Raw genomic sequence first — 15,688 nt, 5'->3', positions numbered from 1 at the left:
GGTGGCGGCGGCGCACGAAGCGCCGCGCAAGTCGGGACCGCGCCTGCAACGGCATGGCGGCGGTCTGCTCAGGTTGAAGCGGTGATGCGCTCGCTAAGCGGCAGGCGCTTTGCGAAGGCGTTGCGTCGCACGCCATTCTGGCATGCGATGAAAGAGGCGTCACGACCGATGCATCGTGAATGTCGCGATGCATCGGTCGTGCGCATCGGAAACGCGCCGACTGCCGCCAAAGCGGCGCCCTGCGCGCAAATCCATCCGGCAGCGGCCGCCGTGTGGCGGCCGTTGCCGATGCGGCTTACTGCGGCGTGATGTTCGACGCTTGCAGACCCTTCGGGCCGCGCTTCACTTCGAAGCTGACCTTCTGGCCTTCGGCCAGGGTCTTGAAGCCCGTGCCGCGAATTTCCGAGAAATGGGCGAACAGATCGTCGCCGCCGTTGTCAGGGGAGATGAAACCAAAGCCCTTGGTTTCGTTGAACCACTTGACGGTACCGGTATCCACAATTACTTCCTTAATACAAATGACGAATAATTGAACATGCGCCCTCGACGGGCACAGAAAGAATCAAAAGAGGGAGAGACCAACGACCGCCGCACGGAGTGCGGCCAATGATGAGCAATCGAACTTCTTGAACACTTCGGTCATGGACACTACGCGGTAGTGGCCGTTTCGTCAAGTCATTTTGATGCGGCGCACCAGCACACCCGCCGCGTGCGCCTTATGCGGCGGGTGTTACCGGCCGACGGGGCCTGTTTCGATACGCCCCCTTTTTCGCTCCGCGAGCCGGCTTTTACTGCGGCTCGAACACGTGATGCAGCGCCGGCGGTTCCGCGCCCTCCCGGATCCGCATTTCGAATGCCTTACGCGCGACGCTCGCCGGCCGCACGTCCGCCACGTCCAGATAGAACTGCGAATACCAGTCGCGCATCTGGTACAGCGGGCCATCGCCTTCGCACAGCAGCGGGTTGTCGATCCGCGTCTTGCTGTGCCAGATGTCGACATCCTCGTAGAACGCGCGCTGCGCTTCCTTCACGTACGCGTTCGCGATCTCCATGTTCTGCGCGTCGGACAGCCCGGCCACCTTCTTCACGATCACGCCGTAGCGGAGCTCGAAGCTGTTCATGTCGATCGGCACGTGGCAGTTCAGCAGCACCGAGTGGATCGGCTGCCCGCCGCTCTGCCCCGTCATCTGCGTGATGTGCACGGCCGGCCCGAAATACGTCGACAGCGCGGTCAGCGCGTCGCCGCCGAGCTTCTCGCTGCGGCCGACCATCAGCTGCGTCGCCTTGTGGTCCTCGAACAGGTTCGCGAAATAGTCGATCGGCGCGCGGTGGACGGTCGCGAAGTGCGCGACGTCCGAGATGTTGTCGACCAGTTCGCGGCAGTTGGCCTGGATCACCATCCTGTCGACGACCCAGTCCGACCATTCATCGGAGAAGCACACGTCGAGGCGCGGAATCGCGACTTCCGTCGGCGGCGCGTTGCCTTCGGGGTCGTTCCACACGAACAGCAGGTTGTTTTCCTCGCAGGTCGGCCATGCGCCGATGCGCGCCTTCGGCGGGATCCGCTTGCAGTACGGGATCGACGCGCACTGCCCTTCGCCGCTCCACGCCCAGCCGTGGAACGGGCACACGAGGTGGTCGCCCTGCACCGTGCCGAGGCTCAGGTCGGCGCCCATGTGCGGGCAGTATGCGTCGACGACGTTGACCTTGCCGGTCGAATCGGCGAACGCGGCGAGCTTGCGGCCGAAGGCGTTCAGCGTGTGCGGCTTGCCGTCCTTGAAGTCGCGGGCAAGCCCGAGGCAGTGCCAGCCACGCGCATAGCGCTGCGCGAGCGGCTGGGCTTCGATCTTGTAAGGGCGTGCGGACATGTGGGTTGACTCCTCTTGTGGAGAGCGCGCGGCGGCCGGCCGCGCGCGGGGGAAATGGGGGCGCCGGTCAGCGCATCGGGTTGCCGGGTTCGAACGCGGGCGACGGCTTCAGCGGCGCCGGGGCCGCCGGCGACGGCTGCTGCTTGTGCAGCACGCGGCGCTCGGCGCGCTCGACGCCGAGCCACGCGGCGAGCGCCGGCAGCAGGAATACCGCGCCGAACAGGTTCACGAGGAACATGAACGCGAGCAGCACGCCCATGTCGACCTGGAACTTCAGCGCGGAGAACGCCCACGTGCCGACGCCGATGAACATCGTGACGGCCGTGAACAGCGCCGCCGTACCGCGCTGGCGCATTGCATCGGCGAACGCGTCGGGCAGCGTCGCGCCGTGGCGGATGTCGTGCTGCAAGCGCTCGTACAGGTAGATCCCGTAGTCGACACCCACGCCCACGCCGAGCGTGATCACCGGCAGCGTCGCGACCTTCAGCCCGATGCCGAGCCGCGCCATCACTGCGTTGCACAGGATCGACACGAGCGTGAGCGGCACGATGATGCACAGCACCGCGCGCCACGAGCGGAACGTGACCGCGCACAGCAGCGCGATCGCGCCGAAGATCGACAGCAGCATCGCGATCTCCGCGTCGCCGACGGCCTCGTTGGTCGCGGCCATCACGCCGACGTTGCCGCCCGCGAGCCGGAACGCGACGTTCGGCGTCGGGTTCTCGGCCGCGAAGCGCTTGATCTCGTCGACGATGTGCGCGATGGTCGTGCCTTCGTGGTTCTGCGTGTAGATCAGCACCTGGATCGCCTTGCAGTTCGCGGTGTTCATCCCGTTGTCGGGATCGAACGCGTTGGAACCCTGCGTGAGCCCGTCGCTGGAGCGCGGCAGCGCGGCCCAGCGCGGATTGCCCTCGTTGAACGCAGCGATGAACACCTTGCCCTGCGACGCCACGCTCGTCACCGACTGCACGCCGGCCACGCCGCGCATGTTCATCTCGAACTTCTCGATCGCGCTCATCACCGGGTAATGCAGGCACGCGTCGTCGAAGCCGGTCGTCTCGACGATCACCGACAGCACGTCCACGCCGATGTTGTACTGGTGCGTGATCGCCGCGTTGTCGACGTTGTAGCGCGAGTTCGTGCGCAGTTCGGGCGCGCCGGTGCCGATGTCGCCGATCTCCAGCTTGCGCGATTCGAGCGTGCCGTACGCGAGCAGCGCGAGCGCCACCGCGAACACGCCGAGTGCGGGCGCCGGCCGCGCGAACACCGCGAAACGCGCCCACTTCCCGCTACCGCCGGCCGCCGCCGTGCGCTGCGCGCGGGCCAGCGTGCCGCGTTCGAGGCGCGTGTACGACAGCAGGATCGGCAGGAACACCTTGTTCGTGACGATCATCAGCAGCACGCCGAGGCACGCGGTGATGCCGAGCTCGCGCACGATGTCGATCCGGATCCGCATGATCACCATGAAGCCGAGCGCGTTGGTCAGCAGCGCGACCGTGCCCGGCACGAACAGCTTGCGGAACGCGTCGCGCGCGGCATCGGCCGACGATGCGCCGCGCACCAGCGCCTGCTTCCACGCATTGGTCATCTGCACCGCGTGCGACACGCCGATCGAGAAGATCAGGAACGGCACGAGGATCGACATCGGATCGATGCCGAGCCCGAGCAGCGGCAGCGCGCCGAGCAGCCACACGACCGGCAGCAGCGCGACGACGAGCGCCAGTACGGTGGTCTTCAACGAACGCGTGTAGGCGAACAGCAGCGCGGCCGTCACGAGGAACGCGAGCGCGAAGAACGCCATCACGCCCGCGATGCCGTTCTCGACGTCGCCGACCAGCTTCGCGAAGCCGATGATGTTCACGTCGATGCCCTGCTTCGCGTATTTCGCGCGGATCTCCTCGAGTTGGCGCGCGACCGCGCTGTAGTCGAGCCGCTTGCCGGTGGCCGGATCGGTCTCGCGCAGCTCCGCGCGGATCAGCGCCGATTTCAGGTCGTTGCCGACGAGGCGGCCGATCTGCCCGGAGCGCGCGACGTTGCGGCGCACCTTCGCGAGATCGTCCGGGTTCGCGCTCGAGAACTGGCCCGGCACGACCACGTCGCCGCGAAAGCCCGCCTCGGTCACCTCGGTGTAGTGGACGTTCGGCGTGAACAGCGAGAACACGCGCGAGCGGTTCACGCCGGGGATGAAGAAGACGTCGTCGGTCGCGTGGCGCAGCGCGTCCATGAAGGTCTGGTTGTAGATGTCGCCGTCACCCTTCCAGCGCAGGCTCACGAGGATCGTGTTCGCGCCGGGGAATGCCCCCGCGTAGCGCTCGAACACCTGCATGTACGGATGCTCCATCGGGATCATCTTGTTGAAGCCCGGATCGAGCTTCAGGCGCGTCGCGGACAGGCCGAGCGCGAGCGTCACCGCGACGCACAGCACCAGCAGCAGCCGGCGGCGGCGGATGATGGTGTCGGCGCAGCGCTCGACGAACGCGGCGAGGCGCGACGCAGGAACGGCTTCAGGGGGACGTGACAGGTCGTTCATGGGAATTCTCTTGTCGATGCGGACGATGCGAAATGAACGGAAGCAGGCAGCAGGACCGCCGCGCGTCAGGACGGCCTGGCGGCAAGCAAGCCGGCGAGCGGCGCGACGCCGGCCTCGCCGCCGAGCAGCAGCGCGCCGTGGCCCATGTCGAGTACGGCCGCGAGGCTCTGCACGCCACCGAGCTTGCGCACGTCGAAGGTCAGCCCGCCGTCGCGCGACGCGACGATCGCGCCACCCTGCCCGACCAGCACGAGCTCGCCGTCGGTGAGCTGCGTTGCGCCGAAGTACGACACTGGTACATGGCTGTCGACGTGCGTCCAGGTCGCGCCGCGATCGGTGCTGCGCACGACGTTGCCGCGCATCCCGTAGGCGACCCAGTCGCCGTTCGCGAGCATCAGCGCGCCGAACAGCGAACCGGCGTACGGCGGCGGCAGCTTGTCCCAGGTCGCGCCGTTGTCGGTCGAACGCAGCAGCGTGCCGCTCTCGCCCGCGATCAGCAGGCTGCCGTGGCCGTCGCCGACGATCGCGTTCAGGTGGCGGTCGCCGGCCGGCGTCTTCACGGTCTGCCAATCGAGGCCCGCATCGTCCGAGCGCAGCAGCTCGCCGAAGCTGCCGGCCGCGAACAGCGGGCCGTCGGCCGTGCCCCAGATCGACAGCAACGGATCGGAATGCGCGTGATCCATGTACACCTCGCGCCAGTGCGCGCCGGCGTCGTCGCTGCGGACGATCCGGCCGTCGTGGCCGACCGCGATCCCGAGCGTCGGCGTGACGAAGCGCACCTGCGTGAGCGTCGAGCCCTGGTCGGGCGTGACCGACGCCGGTCGCCAGTGCGCGCCCGCGTCGTCGCTGAGCAGGATCACGCCGCGCTCGCCGACCGCGACGATGCGCGCGCCGGCCTTCGCCAGCCCGTTGATCTGCAGGCGATCCGCATGGATCGCGGTGACCGGGAACGCCGGCAGCGGGCGCGGCGAAAACGCGAACAGCGCGGCGCCGAGCACGAGTGCCGACATCGCGAGTCCGGGCAAAGTTCGTTTCATCGCTTGTCTCCTGTGTCTGCGTTCGACGACGGTTCACGCCATGGCGCCCACCGCCGTCGCCTGCAAGTCTCCGGGCCGTCGGTCGTTGCCGCGGCCTCGAATGGTCCTGAATGGAGGGCCGCTCGAGCGGCGCGGCCCGTCCGCGTGCCGCTACGCGCCGACTTCGAACAGCGCGGCGGCACCCATCCCGCCGCCGATGCACATCGTCACGACCGCGTGCCGCACGCCGCGCCGCGCGCCTTCGAGCAGCACGTGCATCGTCATCCGCGCGCCGGACATCCCGAACGGATGGCCAAGCGCGATCGCCCCGCCGTCGACGTTCAGCCGCGCGTCCGGAATGCCGAGCGTGTCGCGGCAGTACAGCGCCTGGCACGCGAACGCCTCGTTCAGCTCCCACAGCCCGACGTCGGCCACGGTCATCCCGAAGCGCGCCAGCAGGTTCGGGATCGCGAACACCGGGCCGATACCCATTTCGTCCGGCTCGCAGCCGGCCACCGCGAGGCCGCGGAACGCGCCGAGCGGTGTCAGGCCGCGGCGCTGGGCCTCGCCACGCGACATCACGACCACGGCCGCCGCGCCGTCCGACAGCTGCGACGCGTTGCCGGCCGTCACGAACTCGCCCTGCTCGACGACCTTGCCGCCGCTCCACGACGGCTTCAGCCCCGCGAGCCGTTCGGCCGTCGTGTCGGCGCGCACGCCTTCGTCGCGCGCGGCGTTCACGTCCTCGTGGCCGGCCGGGTTGCCTTCCTTGTCGAACAGCGCGCGCCGCACGTCGAGCGGTGCGATTTCCGCGTCGAAGCGGCCGGCCGCCTGGGCTTGCGCCGTGCGCTGGTGGCTCTGCAACGCGAATTCGTCCTGTGCCGCGCGCGAGATGCCGTAGCGGCGCGACACGATCTCGGCCGTTTCCATCATCGCGATGTACGCAGCCGGCTGATGGTCGAGCACAGCCTGCGAACGCGCGCGATACGCGTTCTTGTGCTTGTTCTGCGTGAGTGAAATCGACTCGACTCCGCCCGCGACGACGATCCGCGCGTCGCCCGCGCCGATGCTGCGCGCGGCGCTCGCGATCGACATCAGCCCCGACGAGCACATGCGGTCGATCGCCATGCCGGGCACCGACGCCGGCAGCCCGGCCGCCGCAGCCGACAGGCGGCCGATGTTGTAGCCCTGCGTGCCCTGCTGCGCGGCGCAGCCGATCACCACGTCGTCGACGTCGGCCGGCGCGACGCCCGCGCGTTCGAGCGCGGTGCGCACCACGTGGCCGCCGAGCGCGGGCGCCTCGGTGTCGTTGAACATGCCGCGAAACGCCTTGCCGATCGGCGTGCGTGCGACGGAAACGATGACTGCGTCTTCCATGTGTGTGGCTCTCTCGAACTAGAAGGTGTAACGGCTGATCGTGTCGGCGACGCAGCCGGGCTTGGCTTCGCCTTCGATCTCGACGGTCACGCGGATCCACGCCTGCACGCCGCCTTCGAGCGGCTCGACGCGCAGCAGTTCGCCGACGCCGCGCACGCGCGCGCCGACCTTCACCGGCGCCGGGAAACGGATCTTGTCGCAGCCGTAGTTGACGCCGAGCCGCGCGCCGTCGATCCGCACGATCTGCGGCAGGAAATAATTGACGAGCGACAGCGTCAGGTAGCCGTGCGCGATGCACGCGCCGAACGGGCCGTCGTTCGCGCGCACCGGATCGACGTGCACCCACTGGTGGTCGCCCGTCGCATCCGCGAAGCCGTCGATGCGGATCTGGTCGATCGCGAGCCATGCGCTCGCGCCGAGCGTGTCGCCGACGGCCGCCGCGAGTTCGCCGGGATGCGCGAACACACGGGGCGTCGCGCGCACGGGGTCGAGGGTCGCGCTCATCATGCGTGCTGGCTGCTGACCGACAGCACTTCGCCCGTCATGTACGACGCGTAATCGCTTGCAAGAAACACCATCACGTTCGCGACCTCCCAGACTTCGGCGGCGCGCCCGAAGGCTTCGCGCGACGCCAGTTGATTCAGCAAGTCGGCCGGCGCCGACTTCTTCAGAAAATCGTGCATCGCGATACTCGGCGCGACCGCGTTGATGCGCACGCCGTACGGCGACGCCTCGAGCGCCGCGCAACGCGTGAGCGCCATCACGCCCGCTTTCGCGGCCGCGTAGTGCGCCTGTTCCGCCTGCGCGCGCCAGCCGAGCACCGATGCGTTGTTGACGATCGCGCCGCGGCCGCGGGCCTGCATGTGCGGCAGCATCGCGCGCGTCATCCGGAACGTCCCGGTGAGGCTAATGTCGATCACGCGTGACCATTCGGCATCGTCCATATCGACGATGCGGGTCGACCCGCCGAGCCCCGCGTTGTTGATCAGCACGTCGACGCCGTCGAGCTTGTCCTGCGCTTGCGCGACCAGCGCCTGCACGTCGGCCTCGACCGCGACGTTGCACAGGCGGCCGTACACCTGTTGCAGCCCCGTTTCGGCGCGCAGCGTCTCGACCGCCTGTTCGAGGCGCTTTTCGTGGATGTCGGAGATGAACAGCGCGCGGCAGCCTTCCTCCGCGCAGCGGCGGGCGGCCGCGAAGCCGATGCCGGCGCCGGCGGCGGCCGTGATCAGCACCGATTTGCCGGCGAGCAACTGATGGCCCGGTACGTAGGCCGGTGCCTTCTGGATGGTGGGTTCGGTCATGCTTGTCCTCGCGGTTCCCTGGGCATGCCGAGCCCGCGCTCGGCCATGATGTTGAGCTGGATTTCGTTGGTGCCCGCGTAGATCGTGTCCGCGCGGGAGAACAGGAATACGCGCTGCAGATGAGTGAGTTTTTCGTCGGCCGGATCGATCACGTTCGCGCGGGACCCAAGCGCATCCATCGCGAGTTGGCCGAGGTCGCGATGCCAGTTCGACCAGTAGTACTTGTAGATCAGCGCCTCGCGGCGCAGCGGTGCGGAGCCGCCGTCGACGTCGTCCGCGCCGGACAGCATCCGCAGCGCGTTGTAGCGCATCACGCGCAGCCCGGCCCACGCGCGGCCGATCCGCTGGCGCAGCACCGGGTCGCGGTCGGTGCCCGCTTCGCGCGCGGCGTCGATCACCCATTCGAGCTCGCGGACGAACTGCATCTGCTGGCCGAGCGTCGACATCCCGCGCTCGAAGCCGAGCAGCGTCATCGCAATCCGCCAGCCGTCGCCGGGCGCGCCGACGAGGTCGCGGGCGTCCGCGTGCGCGCCGTCGAAAAATACTTCGTTGAATTCCGCGCCGCCGTTGAGTTGTTTGATCGGCCGGATCTCGATGCCCGGCTGGTCGAGCGGCATCAGCAGGAACGACAGCCCCTTGTTGCCCTTCGACGCGGGATCGGTGCGCGCCAGCACGAAGATCCAGTCGGAATCGTGCGCGAGCGACGTCCAGACCTTCTGGCCGTACACGCGCCACGTGCCGTCAGCATCCTGTTCGGCACGCGTGCGCACGTTGGCCAGATCGGAACCCGCGCCCGGCTCCGAATAACCCTGGCACCAGAACTGCGTGCCGGCGAGGATGCCGGGCAGGAAGCGCGCGCGCTGGTCGTCGGAGCCGCATGCGACGAGTGTCGGCCCGAGCAACCCTTCGCCGATGTGGCCCATCCGCCCGGGGCCGCCGGCGCGCGCATATTCCTCGTGGAAGATCACCTGCTCGGCGACCGAGAAGCCGCGCCCGCCGGCATCCGTCGGCCAGCCGAGGCCGGTCCAGCCGCCTTGCGCCAGTTCGCGTTCCCACGCCTTGCGCAGTTCGGGCCACGCTTCCTCGTCGCCGGGGCCGCCGCGGTATTTCAGGCACGCGAAGCCGCCGGTCAGGTGCGACTGCACCCAGTCGGCCACTTCGTGCCGCAATTGCTGTTCGCGCGTTTCGCTGTTCATTGGAGGGCTCCTGCGCGTGCGGCGGATGGACGGGATTCCACCGCAGCGGGTGGCGCGAACGCTCGATCGCGCTGCGATGCGCCGCCGTCGATCGCATGGCTCGCGATCCATTCGAGCAGTTGCGGCGTCGTGCCGAACTGCGAACCCGATGCCTGTGCGCGCTTGAAATAGAGATGCGGGTCGTATTCCCACGTAAAGCCAACGCCGCCGTGCAGCTGGATCGCTTCCTGTGCGCAGAACGCATACGCGTCGTTCGCGGCGGATTTCGCGGCGGCGACGTCGGCGCGCAATGCGTCGCCCGGCACCATGCGGCCGGCTTCCGCTTCCCACGCGTGCGCGGCACCGAGCACGGCCGAGCGCGCCGATTCGATCAGCACCATCATCTGTGCGCAGCGGTGCTTCACGGCCTGGAACGATGCGATCGCGCGACCGAACTGCACGCGCTGGCTCGTGTAGTCGAGCGTCAGGTCGAGGCATTGCTGGGCGCCGCCGAGCTGTTCGGCAGCCAGCGCAAGCGCCGCGAACCAGGCGGTGCGCTCCATCGCCTGCACTGCCACCGTGCCGCACGCGAGCAGCGCGTCGCGGTTCACGCGAGCTTCGTCGAGCACCACCCGCGCGATCGGTCGCGTTGCATCGAGCGTGTCGAGCGGCGTGACCGTGAACCCCGATACCGTTGCGACGTCGATCGCGAACAGCCCGATCGACTGGCCTTCGTTCGCAATCCGTGCGGGCACCAGCAGCAGGTCGGCGCGCGCGCCGTCGATCACCTGTTCGATCGTGCCGGACAGCGCGTAGCCGCCAGCCGCTTCTTCCGCGACGACCGGTAACGACCGCGACACGGCCGGCAGGTCCAACGGCAGCGCCAGCGTCGCGCTGCACGCACCTTCGGCGATCTTCGCGAGCCAGCCGGTGGCGGCAGCCGTATCGGAGCAGCCGGCCAGCGCGGTCGCCGCGAGGCACGCCGTCGAGAAATACGGCACGCACGCAACGCGCCGGCCGAGCTGTTCCATCAGCACCGTCTGCTCGACCGCACCGAGCCCCAGCCCGCCGACCGCCTCGGGTAGCGCGAGTGCATTCCAGCCAAGCTCGCCCGCCAGCGCGGCCCACAACGCATCGTCACGACCGGCCGACTGCTCGAGCGCGCGGCGCACGTCCGCGGACGCGCTGCGCTCGACGAGCACGTCGGCCGCCGCGTCGCGGATCATCGCCTGTTCGTCGGTGAGCGCCAGATCCATTGCTCAGCTCCCGTACACGCGCCGCGCGGGACGCACATCGGCGAGCAACTGCGCCACCGCCGGGCCGACCTCGGCCGCCGCCCAGCGCGCGCCGCGATCGACGCTCGGGCCCGTGCGCCAGCCTTCCGCGACCGCGATCATCCCGCCCGCGACCTCGAACACCTGGCCTGTCACGTCGGCCGACAGCGCGCTGCCGAGCCACACGACCAGCGGCGCGACGTTGGCCGGATCGAAATAGTCGAAGCCGCCGTCCTCGGGCATCTTCATCATGTCGGCGAACACACCTTCGGTCATCGACGTGCGCGCGGCCGGTGCAAGCGCGTTCACGCGCACGCCGTAGCGCTGCAGCTCGGCCGCCTGCATCAGCGTGAGCGCCGCGATCCCGGCCTTCGCCGCGCCGTAGTTCGACTGGCCGATCGAGCCTTGCAGCCCGGCGCCCGAACTCGTGTTGACGATCCGCGCATCGACCGGGTGGCCGGCCTTCGCCGCGTCGCGCCACACGCGCGCCAGCACGCTCGACAGGCAGAAGTGGCCGCGCAGGTGCACCCGCATCACGTCGTCCCAGTCGGTTTCGGTCATGCTCGTGAACATCTTGTCGCGGCAGATGCCTGCGTTGTTGACGAGCACGTGCACGTCGCCGAATGCGTCGCGTGCCGCGTCGACGATCCGCTGCGCGGTGTCGACCTGCGTGATGTCGTCCGCGTTCGCGAGCGCTCGCCCGCCGCGTCGTGCAATCTCGTCGACGACGGCCTGCGCGGCATCGTGCCGGATGTCGTTGACGACGACCGCCGCGCCTTCGGCCGCGAACGCGAGCGCGTATGCGCGCCCGAGCCCGCCGCCCGCGCCGGTGATGATGACGGTGCGTCCGTTACAGATTCCCATGCTCATGCCTCGTGGATCGTGAAAGATGGCGCGCTCACAGGCGCTCGATGATCGTGACGTTCGCGAGGCCGCCGCCTTCGCACATCGTCTGCAGCCCGTAGCGGCCGCCGGTGCGTTCCAGTTCGTGCAGCAGCGTCGTCATCAGCCGCGCGCCGGTCGCGCCGAGCGGATGGCCGAGCGCGATCCCGCCGCCGTTCGGGTTGGTCTTCTCGTGCGGGAAGCGCGTGTCGGCGAGCCACGCCTGCGCGACCGATGCGAACGCCTCGTTCATCTCGACGACGTCGATCTGCGACCAGTCGAGGCCGGCCTTCTTGAGCGCAGCCTTCGTCGCGGGAATCGGTGCGGTCAGCATCCACAACGGATCGTCGCCAAGCACGCTCAGGTGATGGATGCGCGCACGCGGCGTGAGGCCGTAGCGCTTCAACGCATCCTCCGACACGATCAGCAGCGCGGCAGCCGCATCGCAGGTCTGGCTTGCGACGGCAGCGGTCAGCGAGCCGCCCGGCGTCAGCGGCTCGAGCGTCGCCATCTTCTCCAGCGACGTATCGGGACGCGGCGTTTCATCGTGCATCACGCCTTCGAACGGCACGATTTCGCGCTTGAAATAGCCGGCCTCGATCGCCGCGACCGCACGGCGGTGGCTTTCGAGCGCATACCGCTCCATCGCGTCGCGCGACAGGTTCCAGTGATCGGCGATCCGCTGCGCGGCGACGAACTGCGACACCGGTGCATCGCCGAAGCGTGCGCGCCAGCCGGTGCTGCCCGAGAACGGGTCGTTGAAACCAAGCGGCGCCGCGCAGGTCATCGCGGACGAGATCGGGATCTGCGTCATCGTCTGCACGCCGCCGGCCACCACCACGTCCTGCACGCCGCTCATCACGGCCTGCGCAGCGAAGTGCACGGCCTGCTGCGACGAGCCGCACTGGCGGTCGACCGTCACGCCCGGCACCTTCAGCGGCAGCCCGGCCGCGAGCCAGCAGGTGCGCGCGATGTTGCCCGCGAGCGGGCCGATCGTGTCGACGCAGCCGAACACCACGTCGTCGTAGTCGTCGGCCGGGATCGTGTTGCGCTCGACGAGCGTCTTCAGCACGAAGCCGCCGAGGTCGGCCGCATGCACGTGTGCGAGCCCGCCCTTGCGGCGGCCGGTCGGCGTGCGCAGCGCGTCGACGATATAGGCTTGTTTCATCGGTTGGTTTCCTCGAAATCGAAGGTCTGCGCGGGACCGATCGGCAATGCGTCGCCGAGGATCGCGTCGGCCACGCGGGCCTTGTGGAACGCGGTGTCGCCCCAGCTGCCGGAGAGCGCCCAGATTCGCTTCATGAAGATCTGCAGGTCGAGCTCCCACGTGTAGCCAATCGCGCCATGTACTTGCATCGTGTGGCGTGCGGCCAGTTGCGCGGCGGCAGTGGCCGCGAGCTTCGCGTGCGACACGAACACCGCACGCTGCGGATGGTCGTCGGCGATCGCCTGCGCGGCGCGCGCGACTACCGGCCGGGCGAACTCGTAGCGGATCGCGACGTCGGCGAGCAGGTGCTTGAGCGCCTGGTACGAGCCGATCGCCTTGCCGAACTGCTTGCGCTGCGCGCTGTAGTCGATCGCGACGTCGAGCACGCGCTGCGTGAGGCCGAGCAGCTGCGCGGCGACCGCGAACGCGCCGTGGTCGAGCGCGCGATTGAGCAGCGGCGCGGCGTCGTCGGCGCTCGCGATGCACGTGGCCGCCGACGGTTCCCAGTCGAGCGTGAACAGGCGCCGCGACGGGTCGACACTGTCGACCGCGCGCCATGCGCACTGCGCGGGATCGACGCGGTGCAGCTCGCCGCGGTGCTCGCACAGCAGCGCCTGCGCGACGTGCACGTCGGCCGCATAGGGGTTCACCGGATGCACGAGCGCGACACGCGCGCGCCCTTCGGCGATGTCGCGCAGCAGCGCGTCGCGCCAGCCGCTCGCGGGCAGCCGCGCCAGCACGCCGGCCGACACGAGCGCCGTGTCGAGCAGCGGCTCGGGACTGCCGAAGTAGCCGTAGGTCTGCGCGAGCAGCGCCCATTCGACTTCGGTCAGGCCGAGGCCGCCGTGCGCTTCCGGCACCGACACGGCGGTCAGCCCCTGCGACGCGAACAGCGCCCACAGGTCGTCCGAACGCCCGGTCGGCGTAGCCCACAGCTCGCGGATCAGCTCGGGCGTCATCTCGGTCATCAGCAGGCGCTTCACGCTGTCCGCGAGCGCTTCCTGGTCTTCATCGAATACGAAATCCATACGATGTCCGTTCAGTGAGAGAGTCGCCGGCGCGCTTACGCGCGCGGCATGCCGAGCATCCGTTCGGCGACGATGTTGCGCTGGATCTCGTTGGTGCCCGCGTAGATCGGGCCGGCCTGCGCGAACAGGAAGCCGTCGAGCCAGTGGCCGAGCGTCGCGTGCTGCGCGGCCGTCTGCGGAACGACCTCGCCGTGCGCGCCGAGGATGTCGAGCGCCGTCTGGTGCATGCGCAGGTCGAGCTCGGACCAGAACACCTTGTTGGTGCTCGACTCCGCGCCGATGTGGCCGCCCTTCAGCAGCCGGCTCGCGGTCGCGTAGGTCGACAGCGCGTAGGCCTGCGCATCCATCCATGCCTGCACCACGCGCTCGCGCAGCGTCGGATCGCGGTCCGCGCTGTCGCGGTGCGCGAGATACAGGTCGCGCAGCGCCTGCGCGGTGCGCTGGAAGCGCGCCGGCGAACGCAGCATCAGCCCGCGCTCGAAGCCGGCCGTCGCCATCGCGACCTGCCAACCCGCGCCTTCGGCCGCGAGACGGTTCTCGACCGGCACGCGCACGTCGTCGAAGAAGATTTCCGCGAAGCCCGTGTGCCCGTTCAGCTGACGGATCGGCCGCACCGTGATGCCCGGCGCGGACAGCGGCACCATCAGGAACGTGAGCCCGTGGTGGCGCGACGATTCGGGGTCGCTGCGAAACAGGCCGAACAGCCAGTCGGCCCACACCGCGCGGGTCGACCAGATCTTCTGGCCGTTCAGCACGTATTCGTCGCCGATGCGGGCAGCGGTCGTGCGGATCGCGGCCATGTCCGAGCCCGCGTTCGGCTCCGACCAGCCCTGCGCCCACACGTGTTCGCCGGCCGCCATCGCGGGCAGGAAGCGCGCCTTCTGCTCCGCCGTGCCGAAATCCATCAGCGTCGGGCCGAGCAGGAAGATGCCGTTCTGGTTCACGCGCATCGGTGCGTCGGCGCGCCAGTATTCCTCTTCGAAGATCAGCCACTCGATCAGGTCGCAGCCGCGCCCGCCCAGCTCGCGCGGCCACGTGACCATGCTCCAGCGGCCCGAGTGCAGCGTGCGCTCCCATTCGCGGTGCGCGGCAAAGCCCGCTTCCGTGTCGAAGCTCGGCAGCCGCTCGCGCGGCACGTGCGCGGCGAGCCAGTCGCGGATTTCCGTGCGGAACGCCTGCTGTTGCGGCGTATAGGTCAGGTTCATGCGCGTGCCTCCTCGGCGGCGGCCTGCGCGTCGAAGCGCGCGTCGCGCTTCTCGACGAACGCGGCCCGTGCCTCGGTCGAATCGTTCGTCATGTATGCCTGCAGCGTGAAGCCCTGCTCCCAGCGGTACTTGTCCTCGAGATCGCCGTCCTCGACGCCGTTCAGCGCCTCCTTCGCGAGCCGCACCATCGCCGGGCTCTTCTCGGCGATCCTGCGGGCGATCGCGAGCGCCGCGTCGCGCAGCGTGTCGCGCGTCACGACCTGCTCGACCGCGCCGAGCCGATACGCTTCGGCCGCGTCGATCATGTCGCCGGTGAAATACATCATGCGCACCTTCTGCACGCCGAACAGCCGCTGCAGATGCGCGCCGCCGCCCATCGCGCCACGGTCGATCTCGGGCACGCCAAAGCGCGCGCAATCGGCCGCGACGACGATGTCCGCCGCACCGCAGATGCCGATCCCGCCGCCGAGCACGAAGCCGTGTACGGCCGCGATCACCGGTTTCGGGTTGCGGTGCACCGCGCGGAACGTCTCGTAGTTGCCTGCGTTGACCGCGACGATCCGCTCCGGATGCGCGGCCAGTTCCTTGATGTCGACGCCCGCGCAGAAGCCGCGGCCTTCGCCGCGCACGACGATCGCGCGCACGTCGTCGTCCTCGCCGAGCGCGTCGAGCGCACGCGAGAGCGCGTGCCAGCCCTGCGCGTCGAGCGCGTTCACGGGCGGATGGGCAATCACCAGTTCGGCGATGCCGTCGGCACGATCGATCCGGAACGGCGTTGCGCCGGCCGGTTGGTTGGATGTAGTCATCTCCAAAGCCTTCCTG

General features: G+C 69.2%; 14 protein-coding genes. All 14 read right to left on the bottom strand.

The window, feature by feature from the left end; translation table 11 throughout:
- Window positions 1-295: 295 nt before the first annotated feature.
- The 14 genes from BDO18943_RS16200 to BDO18943_RS16135 all read right to left on the bottom strand — a co-directional run bounded on the left by BDO18943_RS16200 (window position 296) and on the right by BDO18943_RS16135 (window position 15,672).
- The gene (locus tag BDO18943_RS16200) at window positions 296-499 is read right to left on the bottom strand and encodes a cold-shock protein (RefSeq protein WP_006483056.1); all 204 of its coding nucleotides are present in this window, start codon (window positions 497-499) and stop codon (window positions 296-298) included.
- 289 nt (window positions 500-788) lie between these two features.
- Window positions 789-1,868 carry a Rieske 2Fe-2S domain-containing protein gene (locus BDO18943_RS16195; RefSeq protein WP_175023266.1) on the bottom strand — a complete coding sequence of 360 codons (1,080 nt, stop codon included), beginning with the start codon at window positions 1,866-1,868 and terminating at the stop codon, window positions 789-791.
- A gap of 67 nt (window positions 1,869-1,935) precedes the next feature.
- Window positions 1,936-4,398, bottom strand: coding sequence for an efflux RND transporter permease subunit (locus BDO18943_RS16190; protein WP_175023263.1), 2,463 nt, complete (start codon window positions 4,396-4,398; stop codon window positions 1,936-1,938).
- Window positions 4,399-4,463: 65 nt separating this feature from the next.
- On the bottom strand, window positions 4,464-5,435 hold the full coding sequence (locus BDO18943_RS16185; protein WP_175023262.1) for a WD40/YVTN/BNR-like repeat-containing protein: 972 nt from the start codon (window positions 5,433-5,435) through the stop codon (window positions 4,464-4,466).
- A 150-nt stretch (window positions 5,436-5,585) separates the two neighbouring features.
- Entirely contained in the window at window positions 5,586-6,791 is a 1,206-nt protein-coding gene (locus tag BDO18943_RS16180) for an acetyl-CoA C-acyltransferase (protein WP_175023260.1), read from the bottom strand.
- Window positions 6,792-6,809: 18 nt separating this feature from the next.
- Complete coding sequence (locus BDO18943_RS16175) at window positions 6,810-7,295, bottom strand: MaoC family dehydratase (protein WP_175023349.1); 486 nt, start codon at window positions 7,293-7,295, stop codon at window positions 6,810-6,812.
- A complete protein-coding gene (locus tag BDO18943_RS16170) occupies window positions 7,295-8,095 on the bottom strand; it encodes an SDR family oxidoreductase (protein ID WP_175023258.1) in 801 nt (266 codons plus the stop codon). The genes BDO18943_RS16175 and BDO18943_RS16170 overlap by 1 nt, the downstream gene beginning before the upstream one ends.
- Entirely contained in the window at window positions 8,092-9,291 is a 1,200-nt protein-coding gene (locus tag BDO18943_RS16165; RefSeq protein ID WP_175023256.1) for an acyl-CoA dehydrogenase family protein, read from the bottom strand. The genes BDO18943_RS16170 and BDO18943_RS16165 overlap by 4 nt, the downstream gene beginning before the upstream one ends.
- A complete protein-coding gene (locus tag BDO18943_RS16160; RefSeq protein ID WP_175023254.1) occupies window positions 9,288-10,526 on the bottom strand; it encodes an acyl-CoA dehydrogenase family protein in 1,239 nt (412 codons plus the stop codon). Before BDO18943_RS16160 ends, BDO18943_RS16165 begins: the two co-directional genes overlap by 4 nt.
- 3 nt (window positions 10,527-10,529) lie before the next feature.
- Window positions 10,530-11,408 carry an SDR family oxidoreductase gene (locus BDO18943_RS16155; RefSeq protein WP_175023253.1) on the bottom strand — a complete coding sequence of 293 codons (879 nt, stop codon included), beginning with the start codon at window positions 11,406-11,408 and terminating at the stop codon, window positions 10,530-10,532.
- Between the two features lie 34 nt (window positions 11,409-11,442).
- A complete protein-coding gene (locus BDO18943_RS16150) occupies window positions 11,443-12,594 on the bottom strand; it encodes an acetyl-CoA C-acetyltransferase (protein WP_175023251.1) in 1,152 nt (383 codons plus the stop codon).
- On the bottom strand, window positions 12,591-13,661 hold the full coding sequence (locus BDO18943_RS16145) for an acyl-CoA dehydrogenase family protein (RefSeq protein ID WP_175023249.1): 1,071 nt from the start codon (window positions 13,659-13,661) through the stop codon (window positions 12,591-12,593). The genes BDO18943_RS16150 and BDO18943_RS16145 overlap by 4 nt, the downstream gene beginning before the upstream one ends.
- 35 nt (window positions 13,662-13,696) lie before the next feature.
- On the bottom strand, window positions 13,697-14,866 hold the full coding sequence (locus tag BDO18943_RS16140) for an acyl-CoA dehydrogenase family protein (protein ID WP_175023247.1): 1,170 nt from the start codon (window positions 14,864-14,866) through the stop codon (window positions 13,697-13,699).
- Window positions 14,863-15,672, bottom strand: coding sequence for an enoyl-CoA hydratase family protein (locus BDO18943_RS16135; protein WP_175023244.1), 810 nt, complete (start codon window positions 15,670-15,672; stop codon window positions 14,863-14,865). The genes BDO18943_RS16140 and BDO18943_RS16135 overlap by 4 nt, the downstream gene beginning before the upstream one ends.
- Window positions 15,673-15,688 lie beyond the last annotated feature (16 nt).

Source organism: Burkholderia aenigmatica, from assembly GCF_902499175.1.
Lineage (GTDB): Bacteria > Pseudomonadota > Gammaproteobacteria > Burkholderiales > Burkholderiaceae > Burkholderia > Burkholderia aenigmatica.
This window is presented reverse-complemented; position numbering and strand designations above follow the sequence as displayed.

Bases quoted from the DNA above. Each gene is read 5' to 3' on its own strand.
- BDO18943_RS16190 (WP_175023263.1), bottom strand. From the start codon at position 4,398: ATGAACGACCTGTCACGTCCCCCTGAAGCCGTTCCTGCGTCGCGCCTC.
- BDO18943_RS16160 (WP_175023254.1), bottom strand. From the start codon at position 10,526: ATGGATCTGGCGCTCACCGACGAACAGGCGATGATCCGCGACGCGGCG.
- BDO18943_RS16155 (WP_175023253.1), bottom strand. From the start codon at position 11,408: ATGGGAATCTGTAACGGACGCACCGTCATCATCACCGGCGCGGGCGGC.
- BDO18943_RS16180 (WP_175023260.1), bottom strand. From the start codon at position 6,791: ATGGAAGACGCAGTCATCGTTTCCGTCGCACGCACGCCGATCGGCAAG.
- BDO18943_RS16135 (WP_175023244.1), bottom strand. From the start codon at position 15,672: ATGACTACATCCAACCAACCGGCCGGCGCAACGCCGTTCCGGATCGAT.
- BDO18943_RS16165 (WP_175023256.1), bottom strand. From the start codon at position 9,291: ATGAACAGCGAAACGCGCGAACAGCAATTGCGGCACGAAGTGGCCGAC.
- BDO18943_RS16170 (WP_175023258.1), bottom strand. From the start codon at position 8,095: ATGACCGAACCCACCATCCAGAAGGCACCGGCCTACGTACCGGGCCAT.
- BDO18943_RS16140 (WP_175023247.1), bottom strand. From the start codon at position 14,866: ATGAACCTGACCTATACGCCGCAACAGCAGGCGTTCCGCACGGAAATC.
- BDO18943_RS16185 (WP_175023262.1), bottom strand. From the start codon at position 5,435: ATGAAACGAACTTTGCCCGGACTCGCGATGTCGGCACTCGTGCTCGGC.
- BDO18943_RS16150 (WP_175023251.1), bottom strand. From the start codon at position 12,594: ATGAAACAAGCCTATATCGTCGACGCGCTGCGCACGCCGACCGGCCGC.
- BDO18943_RS16145 (WP_175023249.1), bottom strand. From the start codon at position 13,661: ATGGATTTCGTATTCGATGAAGACCAGGAAGCGCTCGCGGACAGCGTG.
- BDO18943_RS16175 (WP_175023349.1), bottom strand. From the start codon at position 7,295: ATGAGCGCGACCCTCGACCCCGTGCGCGCGACGCCCCGTGTGTTCGCG.
- BDO18943_RS16195 (WP_175023266.1), bottom strand. From the start codon at position 1,868: ATGTCCGCACGCCCTTACAAGATCGAAGCCCAGCCGCTCGCGCAGCGC.